The following is an 11,659-nucleotide window of genomic DNA, read 5'->3' on the forward strand; positions in this document are numbered from 1 at the left end:
ATAGGAAAAAATATTTCAAGGAAAAAGAAGGAAAAAATATAATTAAGTCGAATAATAAGATATAAGAATATATTATAGGGGGTTTATTCATGGGTTCCTTTACAAAAAGAGAGCAAATAGGTATACTAGTAATTGTTTTGATAATTATATTTACTTTAGGTTTCAAATTTGTAATCAAGGATATAATTAAACCAAGGAACGAAAATATAGATATTATAAAGGATTTAGAGATAATATCTTCGGAATCCGATGAAAAACCTGATATAATATATGAGGAAGATAAAATTATTATGGTGCACATAAGTGGACAAGTATATAATCCTGGAATAATAGAGCTTGAATTAGGAAAGCGAGTAACAGATGCGGTGGAATTAGCTGGGGGATTGAAAAAAGAAGCAGACTTAGATAGAATCAATTTAGCAAAGAAATTAGTAGATGAAGAAAAAATATATATCCCTAAAATTGGTGAAGAAATATCGGTTGATCTATCCATTACAACAATAAGCAATGATACTACTAGTACAGGAAAAGTTAATATAAATACATGTAGCAAAGCAGAGTTAGTTAATTTACCTGGTATAGGTGATGTTATAGCTGATAGAATCATTGAATATAGGCTAACTAATAAATTTAGCACTATAGAAGATATTAAAAATGTATCAGGTTTAGGAGATAAAAAATTTGAAGGCATAAAGGAGTTAATAATAGTTAAATAAAGAGGTGTAGCAGATGGAAAAAAAATTAACACAATTGACTAAAAGTTCAGGATGAGCAGCTAAAATCGGTCCCGATATATTGGCACAAGTTTTGTGTCATTTACCAAAATCCTATGATGAAAACTTATTAGTAGGTCTAGAGACTTCTGATGATGCTGCTGTATATAAAATAAATGATGATATAGCAATGATTCAAACATTAGATTTTTTCACTCCAGTAGTAGATGATCCGTATACATTTGGACAAATAGCTGCAGCTAATTCCTTATCTGATGTCTATGCAATGGGTGGAGAACCTAAATTGGCTATGAATATAGTCTGCTTTCCCAATTGTCTAAATCCTAGTGTATTAACAGAGATACTAAAGGGTGGATATGATAAAGTCAAGGAAGCAGGAGCTATAACTGTAGGAGGTCATACTGTAGAGGATGACGAGCCTAAATATGGGCTTTCTGTAACTGGATTTGTACATCCAGATAAGGTATTAATAAATAGCAATGCTAAGCCTGGAGATGTGTTGATTCTAACTAAACCTTTAGGGCTTGGAATAATAAACACAGCTATAAAAGGGGAAATTGCAGACAAGGCTACCTATGATGAGACAGTATTTGTTATGTCTACATTAAATAAGTATGCTAAGGAGGCCATGGACCGCGTAGGAGGCATTAATAGCCTTACAGACATTACAGGGTTTGGTTTATTAGGTCATGCCTTAGAAATGGCCACAGGCAGTTCTGTGACTATCAAGATTAATCATAAGAGTATTCCAATAATAACTAATGCTTTAGAATATGCTGAAATGGGATTAGTCCCTGCAGGAGCATATGCAAATAGAGGACATATAGGAGAAAATGTTATATTCAATGAAGATGTACCACAGAGTGTTGAAGATATATTATTTGACCCACAAACTTCAGGAGGGTTATTAATATCAATTCCAAGGGAAAAAGCAGAACTACTGCTTGAAGAATTAAAATCCACACCTACAAAGTTTGCTTTAGTAGGAGAAGTAATAGAAAAACAAGAACATTATATAATAGTTGAATAAAAGATAAGGAAGGGATCTTATGGCAGAGAAGAATCTATTTACTTTAATACCTAAAGTAGATGAAATATTAGAGAGAGATAATACAAAAGAATTATTAAAATATATACCTAGGAAGACAGTGCTAGATTCCATTAGAATAGAAATAGAAGTAATAAGAAGCCAAATCAAATCAAAGGATATATCAGAGGAAGATATATTAAAAGAAATAGAAGATATAGATGTAAAAATTCAAAAGAGAGCAGAAGAAAAGAACTCATATAAATTAAAAAGAGTTATTAATGCTACAGGAGTAGTTATTCATACTAATTTAGGTAGGTCTTTGATAAATGAAAAAATAATGGATAATGTAAAAGAGATAGCCATTAACTATTCAAATTTAGAGTATGATTTAGAAACAGGAAATAGAGGTTCTAGATATAGTCATCTAGAAGAAATAATAACAGAAATTACAGGTGGAGAAGCATCAATGGTTGTGAATAACAATGCAGCTGCAGTAATACTGGTACTTAGTACTCTAGCAAAGAATAAAGAAGTAATAGTATCTCGCGGAGAGCTAATTGAAATTGGTGGTTCTTTTAGAATACCTGATGTAATGGAAGAAAGTGGCGCACATCTAGTATCAGTAGGTACGACGAACAAGACCCATTTATGGGATTTTGAAAACGCAATCAACGAAAACACAGGAGCTCTACTAAAGGTTCATACAAGTAATTATAGAATATTAGGTTTTACATCAAATGTTGATTCTGAAGAATTGTTTGAATTAAAGGATAAATACAATATTCCACTGGTTGAAGACTTAGGTAGTGGGGTATTGATTGATTTATCTAAATATGGCATTGAATATGAGCCTACAGTTCAAGAATCCCTTAGAAAAGGTGTTGATATTATCACCTTTAGTGGAGATAAACTTTTAGGAGGTCCACAAGTAGGGATTATTGTAGGAAAAAAAGAATATATTCAAGCTATGAAAAAGAATCCATTAACTAGAGCATTTAGAGTAGATAAATTTACAATATCAGCCTTGGAGGCAACATTGAGATATTATCTTGATGAAGGAGTAGCTGCTAAAGAGATTCCTACATTGGCTATGCTATCCATGAGCCTAGAGGAAATAGAAAAAAAAGCAGAAGAATTAAAGATACAAATTCATAAGAAGATATCAGATGATAATTTATTGATTAATATAGAAGATAATTTTTCAGAAGTTGGTGGAGGTTCACTTCCCTTAGAGAAATTGCCAACAAAATGTATAGTGTTAACTCTAAACAACTATAGCACTCAAGAATTTGAAAACAATTTACGAAAATTTCATATACCAATCATCACAAGATTATATAAGGATAGGGTTTACTTAGACCTAAGAACTATTAAGAATGAAGAATTTAATATTGTTGTAGAAGGCTTACACTTTGCTTTAAATAAGGTTAAAGGAGCAAACTAGATGAAACATGTAATTATTGGGACAGCAGGCCATATAGATCATGGCAAAACAACTTTAATTAGAGCTATTACCGGAAGAAATACTGATAGATTGAAAGAGGAGCAGGAAAGAGGAATATCAATAGAATTGGGGTTTACTTACTTTGATTTACCTTCTGGACAGAGAGCTGGAATAATTGATGTACCAGGACATGAAAAATTTATAAAAAATATGCTTGCAGGAGTAATGGGTATAGATATTGTGTTGTTAGTTGTGGCAGCAGATGAAGGTATTATGCCTCAGACATCAGAGCATATATCTATACTAGATTTGCTAGGCATAAAAAAAGGATTTATTGTTCTTACGAAATCAGATTTAGTAGACGACGAATGGATTGATATGGTAGAAGAGGAAGTAAGGGATGAAGTAAAAGGAACTTTCCTTGAAAATTCTCCGATTGTAAGAGCATCTTCTACTACTAAGGTTGGTATAGATGCTATAATTAACCTTATAGATACAATAACTCAAGATTTAGAAGACAAGAATGTATATGATATGCCTAGACTTCCAGTAGATAGAGTATTTACAATATCAGGATTTGGCACTGTAGCTACAGGAACTTTGTTATCTGGGAAACTAAATATAGGTGATGAGGTACAAATATTTCCCGGGGAAAAGACAGCAAGAATTCGGACACTGCAAGTCCACGATAAAGACGCATCAGTTGCTTATGGTGGGCAAAGAGTTGCAATAAATTTAGCAGGACTAAAAAAAGATGATATAGATAGAGGAAGTACTATTGCACCAGTTAATTCTATGAGTGATACAATGATGCTTGATGTAAAGATTAAGCTTATTAAAAATATGAACAAAACCGTTGATAATAGAACTAGATTAAGATTATATATTGGAACTAAGGAAGTACTGTGTCGCATTGTATTGCTTGATAAAGAAGATTTGGGACCTGGTGAAGAAGCCTATGCGCAGCTTAGACTAGAAGAAGAAGTGGTAGCTAAAAGAGGGGATAGATTTATTATAAGATTTTATTCTCCCATGTTTACAATTGGTGGTGGAGAGATATTAGAACCAAATCCAAAGAAGAAAAAGAGATTTGATGATAACGCCATAAAAGAACTTGAAATAAAGGAAATGGGATCATCCACTGATATTATAGAAAAAATTATAGAGGATAAATCTAAAGATTTTCCTACACTAAAGGAAATAGCTGTATTTACTTCAATGCTTGAGGATAATATAAAAGAAGAAGTGAACAAACTACAGGAAAATGAGAAAGTAATACTATTTACATTAACAAAAGATTTATATATTATTCATATCAAATATATTAATAATATTAGAGATAAGATAGTAGATGATTTAAAGGATTTTCATTCAAAATACCCATTAAGAGAAGGTAAACCTAAGGAAGAAATTAGAAGCAAATTTTTAAACAAGGCAAAGCCAAAGGTAGCTGATAAGTTTATTGAATTGTTAATAGAAAATGGATATTTAGAGCAAAAGCTTGAAAATGTTATGATTAAGGGATTTGAAATAAAGATGAATGAAATTCAGTTAAAAATCAAAGAAGACATTTTAGATAGTTTTAATAAAAATCCTTATCAACCACCTAGAAGAGAAGAATTAGAAGAATTAATTGGGAAAAACAAAAATGAAATAGATGAAGTATTTGTATCTTTGCTTAATAGTGGCTATTTAGTTAAATTAAATGAGGATGTATATCTATCTAAAGATTCCTACGGATTAGCTTTAGTTAAATTAAAAGAGTATATAATGAGTAATAAGTCTATTTCCATAGGAGAATATAGAGACCTACTGAATACTAATAGGAAGGTAGCCCTAGGACTTCTTGAGTATTTTGATTTAATTAAGATAACAAAGAGAGATAAGGATATCAGAGTACTAAACAAATGATAAAGGACCAAATATGAGGTGAAAATATGGAGACAAGATTACTTGTAGTAGATAGTGACAAATCATTTGTAAAGGGTTTGAAATACAATCTTGAGCAAGATGATTATAGAATTGATATAATTCATAGTGGAAAAGAAGTATTGGAACGATTGAACAAATATGATTATGATTTAGTACTTCTAGATTTAATATTAACAGATTCTAATGGCTTGAATTTATGTCAAGCCATTAGGGGTATTTCCCAGATACCAATTATAATCGTCACTACTAAAAATGAGGATATTAGCAAAATATTAGCTTTAGAATATGGAGCTGATGACTATATTGTTAAACCTTTTAACATTTTGGAATTAAAGGCAAGAATTAAGGCAATATTAAGAAGAGTGAACTATAAAGCTGTAGAAATTAATAATCAAGTTATAAAAATTCAAGACTTTACCATCAATACAGTAGGTAGAAAAGTCACTATTGGAGACAAAAATGTGAATTTAACGGGTAAAGAATTTGATTTATTCTTTGTTTTAATTTCTAACCCTGGTAAAATTTTTACAAGAGAAGAACTGCTAGAGTTAGTATGGGGATATGCCTATTATGGTGATTTAAGGACTATAGATGTTCATATAAGAAGAATTAGAGAGAAAATAGAGGAAACTTCAGTAGCACAGTATATAATGACTAAATGGGGAGAAGGATATTATTTTAATAACTTTACTTCCTAATTTAAGAAAAGGCTTGAAAAATATCCAAAAAAGATATATAATATATTCTGTTGTCAATATGGGGGTAGATGGGTTCTGGTGGGCCCTCTGGTCTTCAAAACCAGCGTGAGGGGTTAATAGCTTCTTAGGTGAGTTCGATTCTCACATATCCCCGCCATAGTAAATTAGCGACTGATAGTCGCTTTTTTGTTTTTTGTACTGTTAATATTTCTTTTAAAACATGAATTATTTGAGTACAAATATCCGGACTTATCATTGAAGGTGATTAAATAAAGGCAATTTACCTTATATAAGATAAATTGCCAGATGTTTATATTAAAGGATTTTCAATTAAGGTAGCAAATTGAGCTAGATGAAAATGACCGTCATTTACTGTAGTTCTTACTCTCACGAAGTGTACGTGTTTTTCGTTACCGACATCTATAGCTGGACCAGTTAACTTTTCAATCTGGTGATGGTGGTTATCGAAAAAATCAGTATTAGTAAACAATTCATGTCTATGGCTACCACCAGAAGTAAAGATTGGCTCACCAGTAACACCAGCGAAACGATGGTTGTGTCGATCATCACATTCTTCTGCTAACATTGTACTACCTTCAAACTCATGCACATGACCTAGTTCGAATTCTTCACGATCATTATAATTAGTGTTATTCATTTATTACACATCCTCATTTATTATTTGCAAACATATATACACAATTAATGCTTGTTAGGCTTGTATATAGCTTACACTACATTATATTAGAGTATGATTGTTTCTGATACAGATAAAAATATAATCAAAGTATAGTATGGGGAATAGAGAATGTACTACTAATAGAATTTAGAAGTTTTTGGGAAAAGCTCTTAGAAAGACTTCCTGAACTTACTATATCAGGTGAATTGTATTCAGATATTAGCAGGAAGAAAAACAGAAAAATAGTCGGGGACGAGCCCCGACTGATGTGACATTAAAACATATCACAGTTCATGAAAATAATCACTAATAATAAAAAGAAAAATAGTAATGAGGTATCTATATCATTACAACCTTCTCTTCTTCCACCTAATAATCCACCCACAGTAAGCACCTCCTATTGTATTAAGAGAGTTAGAGCTCTCTTAATACAATATGAAGAATAGCCATAAAGTGTTAATAAATTTATAAGAAAAGTTATAGATATAGAAAATATTATGAGTATTATATTAGCAACATTTATCCATCATTATAAAGCACAAATAGATAGTCCTTCTGTGCTAAAATTAGCACAGAAGGACTATCCCTGTTTTACTAGGGTTTAACACTTTCTACCAAATCCGCCAAGTATATCTCCATTGCAGAAAAGAATTACCAATAGTAAAAAGAAAAATAATAGTGAGTCATCCACTTGATTACAATCTCTTCTACCTAATACATTATCACTCACAAAAAACACCTCCTATATAATTGAGAGCTATATCTCTCATATTAGAATATGAGAGATAGGAATAAAGTGTTAATATTATTATTAAACTCTATTAAGAAAGCAGCTCCTCATGGAAAGGTTTCTTAAGATAGATACTGGAAGTTGCATATCCACGTACTTTGTGAAAAAGATAAGCAGATAGCCTTGCTTATCTTTTTAGGATTTTGGAAATATTAAAGTAGAGGGATGCAGAGGATTATATATAAAAAGAATTGGGGTGAACCCCAATTCTCGAGATATATTGATATCTAAAATCAAAAATTGCTAGAGAAAAGAATTACCAATAATAAAAAGAAGAACAATAAAGAATCGTCAATACCACGATCTCTGTCTCTATCTCTATCTCTATCTCTATCACGATCACGATCTCTATCCCTATCTCTTCCGCCACTTAACAATTCATCCACAATGAACACCTCATTTCAATTAAATTTAAGAGCTATAGCTCTTACTATACAATATGAAAATTAACAGATAAGTGTTAACTTAAAAAGTAATTGAATATTATGTAACTTATGTGCATTATAGAGTTAGATGATAAGTTTAATATAAATGAATCGGGGACATGCCCCGATTCATACAGTGTATCGTCATCTTGTGATAATCCACTAAAGCTAAAATATGTCGCAGTTACAGAAGATGATTACTAATATTAAAAAGAAAAATAATAGGGAATCATCGATTCCATGACATTCTCTTCTTCTATCTCTTTCTCCACCAAATAATTCATTACTCATGGTTAACACCTCGCTTTTATTTGAGAGCTTTAGCTCTAATATAAGTATATGAAGGTAGATAAGAAAGTGTTAATTACTTAAAGCAAATTTGGCACAGATATATAGATAGAAGACTTATAAAAACAGAATCGGAGACATGCCCCGACTGATGTGAAATCTACCACCTTTTGCTACCAAAGAAGTCACCGAATAGATCATCACCACCAAAAAAATATATTCAAAAGATGGATGTCTGTTATTTATGTGATATAACTATCAAAAATAAGATACCAATATTGAATGTTAAAAATTGAATATTACTGTATTGAAAAGTATAATTATTATGCCATAAACTACTTGTTAGCTACAGTGTTTTGAGGTATAATTTCATCAAGTATGACAATTGGAAGTTGTTAAATTAGAGAATCAAAATATATTTGATATATGGAAAAAAGTTAAAAGGCCGGTAGATGAGAACTTCAATAGTAAAGGAGAAAATATATGTTTAGAAAAATGAGAAGAAGCAAGCAATTATTATCTATGGAGGATACAGTAGCTGTAATGAATAGATGTACTAATGGTGTATTGGCATGTATTGGTGATGGTGATTACCCCTACGCAGTTCCCGTTAGTTATGTTTATTTCAATGACAAGATTTATTTTCATTCTGCAAAAGCTGGACACAAGGTTGAATCTATTATAAGAAATCCTAAGGTTTCATTTTCAGTAATAGATGAAGACACTGTAGTAAGCAAAGAATATACTACTTATTTCCGCAGCGTTATTGCTTTTGGTAAAGCAAGGATTGTTGAAGGTGATGAATGGTTTGAGGCTTTTGAGGCTTTAGTAGAGAAATATTCTGGAGATCAACCGAAAGAAGTCAACCAGAAAGAAATAAATGGATGTACACAATCTCACATTATTGCAATTGATATAGAGCATATAACTGGGAAGGAAGCTATCGAATATGTAAGAGAAAAGAAGTAAATCATGCTATTAACTTACATTTAAGAGTTATTAATCAGAAGTTAGCAATATACCACGCAGTCTAATAAATTTATAAAACAACTTTTTCTTACTGCGGAGTTCTTTCTTAGCATCATGCACATAATAGTACAACTAGAATAAAATAGATATATACATTTTTTAGGAGGTTTTATTATGGCAAAAATAAGAAGAATGTTTCCAGGAGGCAATACTTCTCAAGGATTTTACTCCTTGCACAGCAATATAATATCTAATAATAGAAACAAACTATATATATTTAAAGGAATGCCTGGAGGAGGGAAGTCTTCACTAATGAAGCTAGTAGGAGAAAGGATGATAACTGCAGGATATAATGTAGAATATCATCATTGTCCATCAGATCCTGAATCTGTAGATGCTGTTTTAATAGAAGACTTGAAAATAGCATTGCTAGATGGTACTGCTCCTCATACAATGGATCCAGAGTACCCAGGTCTAACAGATACAATAATAGATTTAGCTGAATTTATAGACTCTAGTATATTAAAAGGCAACAAAGAAGACATAATAAGAGCTAAAATAGCTAACAAAGAAGCCTATAGAAAAGCATTTAGTTATTTGAAAGCAGCAGGCATCCTCTATAAAGGAATAGAAGAGGATAATAAATCAAATATAGATATAAGGGAAATCAACAATCAAGGTAATTTACTGATAGAAAAGATTTTCTCAAAAGAAAAGATTCATATAGAATCAAATGGATTTCAAAGTAGGCATCTATTTTCCACAGCCTATACTCCAGATGGGTATGTAGATTATACAGACTCAATATTAAAGTGGATAGAGGATATATATTTTATTAATGGGGAAATAGGTACTGGAAAATCTATTATACTAAATAGGGTACTTGAGGAAGCACAAAATAGAAATTATCAAACGGAAGTATATTATAATTCTTTAATACCAAATAAAGTAGAGACAGTATTTATAAAAGAAATAGATACTGCAATAACATCAAACCTAAATGGAGATAAACTAGGAAAAGCAAAAATAGATTTAAATAGTAATTTTGATATTAGTAAATTAAATAAAGAAGATTATAATATCTTTAATCAACTAGTAGAAAAAGGAATTGAAAGTTTAAATAATGCAAAGGAAAATCACTTTATTCTTGAAAGATCATATAAACCATCTATTGACTATTCAAAGCTAGCTGAAGTTAAAGAAAAAATATGTAAAGAGATAATGAGTTACAAATAAAAAAAAGGTTAGAGTTAATCCTCTAACCTATAAGTCTATTTCTTTTTTTATCTTCTCGGAGAATCTATTAAGTAGCACTTCTAAATTTTCAATAGAACATTTACCCTGTACAGTTTCAGGGGTGCCTCCTCCTTTAAGATCAAACTCTTCACTAATATCTTTAAAAATGTTTTTTAAATTAATATTAAGTTGCTTAGATACACTTATGAAAAATTGTCCAATATTTTCATGTCTAGATCCATACATTTGAACTAAGTTATAGTTATTATTTAAATAGGATGCTAGAGAACTGATTTCTTTAAGCTCCTTATCATCAAATAATTTATATACAAGAGGAGTAGTTTTTATCTTTATAGCATTTCTAAATAATTCCTCTCCTTCGTATCTAACAAGTTCAGCCTTAATACTTCTATTTTCTTTTTCCAACTCTTCTTTTTGATTAAATAATGTATGGACTTTATCCAAGACATCAGTATCCTTAGAAGATAATAATACACCGATTTCTTTGATATATTTGTTTTTCCATCTATAGTCAAAGAGAGCCCTATTGCCACAAACAAACTCAATTCGAATATTACCCTTATATTTTTCCCATCTTCTTATTTTGATAATCCCTATTTCACCAGTATTTCGTAGATGAGTACCAGCACAAGGAGAGAAGTCTATATTATCTATCTCTACTATTCGAATATTTAAATCCACAGTTGGTTGTTTTCTTACAGGAATTTTATTTACTTCATTCTTTTCTACATAATAGGATTTTATTTCAAAATTAGAAGATATTATTCTATTTGTATATATCTCAATTTTATCCATTTCATCTTCACTAAAATCAGGTAAAGTTACATCGATATAGACATAGTCGCGACCTAAATGAAATCCAATGGTTTCACCATTATACAATTTATAGAAAGCTGCAGATAATAGATGTTGACCTGTATGTTGCTGCATATTATCTAATCTATTTTCCCAATCAATACTTAGGGTTACCTTATCGCTTTGAATATTATCTTTAACTACATGGATTATATCTGAATTCTCTTCATATACTTCTAAGACTTCTACGCCATTGATAGTTCCTTTATCCCCTGGTTGTCCACCAGATAGATGAGGATAAAAAATAGTTCTATTAAGTTTTATATAATATTTACCATCTTTATAAGTTTTATCTACAATTCGAGAATCAATTTCCCTTACATAAGGATTATCTAAATAAAGTTTATTAGTCATGTATTCAGCCCCTTTAATATTCTACAATCTATTTTATCATTAAATACATAAAAACAATACTTAAAAATGAATTTTCTATGTTATAATCTAATAAATGATATAGGGGTGAATTGTAATGGTAGATGGTAGCTTCTTAGTTATTTTTGGTTTATTGATTATGATTTGGAGTTTAAATAGAATGCATAGAAAAAAATAAATGGAGGC

General features: G+C 30.6%; 12 protein-coding genes and 1 tRNA gene. 8 read left to right on the forward strand and 5 right to left on the reverse strand.

The window, feature by feature from the left end:
- Positions 1–89 precede the first annotated feature (89 nt).
- The 6 genes from RIN63_RS10915 to RIN63_RS10940 all read left to right on the forward strand — a co-directional run bounded on the left by RIN63_RS10915 (position 90) and on the right by RIN63_RS10940 (position 5,995).
- A complete protein-coding gene (locus RIN63_RS10915) occupies positions 90–716 on the forward strand; it encodes a helix-hairpin-helix domain-containing protein (protein ID WP_310444761.1) in 627 nt (208 codons plus the stop codon).
- A 13-nt stretch (positions 717–729) separates the two neighbouring features.
- On the forward strand, positions 730–1,764 hold the full coding sequence (selD, locus tag RIN63_RS10920; RefSeq protein WP_310444762.1) for a selenide, water dikinase SelD: 1,035 nt from the start codon (positions 730–732) through the stop codon (positions 1,762–1,764).
- A 19-nt stretch (positions 1,765–1,783) separates the two neighbouring features.
- Complete coding sequence (selA, locus tag RIN63_RS10925) at positions 1,784–3,208, forward strand: L-seryl-tRNA(Sec) selenium transferase (protein WP_310444763.1); 1,425 nt, start codon at positions 1,784–1,786, stop codon at positions 3,206–3,208.
- Positions 3,209–5,119, forward strand: coding sequence for a selenocysteine-specific translation elongation factor (gene selB, locus RIN63_RS10930; protein ID WP_310444764.1), 1,911 nt, complete (start codon positions 3,209–3,211; stop codon positions 5,117–5,119). It abuts the gene before it with no gap.
- 26 nt (positions 5,120–5,145) lie between these two features.
- Entirely contained in the window at positions 5,146–5,838 is a 693-nt protein-coding gene (locus RIN63_RS10935) for a response regulator transcription factor (RefSeq protein WP_310444765.1), read from the forward strand.
- A gap of 60 nt (positions 5,839–5,898) precedes the next feature.
- A tRNA-Sec gene (locus tag RIN63_RS10940) sits at positions 5,899–5,995 on the forward strand.
- A gap of 153 nt (positions 5,996–6,148) precedes the next feature.
- Here the strand turns inward: RIN63_RS10940 and RIN63_RS10945 are convergent.
- The 4 genes from RIN63_RS10945 to RIN63_RS10960 form a co-directional block, all read right to left on the reverse strand.
- The gene (locus RIN63_RS10945; RefSeq protein WP_310444766.1) at positions 6,149–6,496 is read right to left on the reverse strand and encodes a YmaF family protein; all 348 of its coding nucleotides are present in this window, start codon (positions 6,494–6,496) and stop codon (positions 6,149–6,151) included.
- Positions 6,497–7,118: 622 nt separating this feature from the next.
- On the reverse strand, positions 7,119–7,247 hold the full coding sequence (locus tag RIN63_RS10950) for a hypothetical protein (protein WP_310444767.1): 129 nt from the start codon (positions 7,245–7,247) through the stop codon (positions 7,119–7,121).
- Between the two features lie 293 nt (positions 7,248–7,540).
- Positions 7,541–7,693, reverse strand: coding sequence for a hypothetical protein (locus tag RIN63_RS10955; protein ID WP_310444768.1), 153 nt, complete (start codon positions 7,691–7,693; stop codon positions 7,541–7,543).
- A gap of 207 nt (positions 7,694–7,900) precedes the next feature.
- The gene (locus RIN63_RS10960; protein WP_310444769.1) at positions 7,901–8,023 is read right to left on the reverse strand and encodes a hypothetical protein; all 123 of its coding nucleotides are present in this window, start codon (positions 8,021–8,023) and stop codon (positions 7,901–7,903) included.
- Positions 8,024–8,503: 480 nt separating this feature from the next.
- On the opposite strand from RIN63_RS10960, the gene RIN63_RS10965 reads away from it, so the two are divergent.
- Complete coding sequence (locus tag RIN63_RS10965; protein WP_310444770.1) at positions 8,504–8,989, forward strand: pyridoxamine 5'-phosphate oxidase family protein; 486 nt, start codon at positions 8,504–8,506, stop codon at positions 8,987–8,989.
- 174 nt (positions 8,990–9,163) lie between these two features.
- Positions 9,164–10,225 carry an ATP-binding protein gene (locus RIN63_RS10970; RefSeq protein WP_310444771.1) on the forward strand — a complete coding sequence of 354 codons (1,062 nt, stop codon included), beginning with the start codon at positions 9,164–9,166 and terminating at the stop codon, positions 10,223–10,225.
- A gap of 27 nt (positions 10,226–10,252) precedes the next feature.
- On the opposite strand, the gene RIN63_RS10975 is transcribed toward RIN63_RS10970, so the two are convergent.
- Positions 10,253–11,455 (reverse strand): DHHA1 domain-containing protein, encoded by a 1,203-nt coding sequence (locus tag RIN63_RS10975; RefSeq protein WP_310444772.1) that lies wholly within the window; start codon positions 11,453–11,455, stop codon positions 10,253–10,255.
- Positions 11,456–11,659 lie beyond the last annotated feature (204 nt).

It is taken from the genome of Tissierella sp., assembly GCF_031460495.1.
Lineage (GTDB): Bacteria > Bacillota > Clostridia > Tissierellales > Tissierellaceae > JAVKTS01.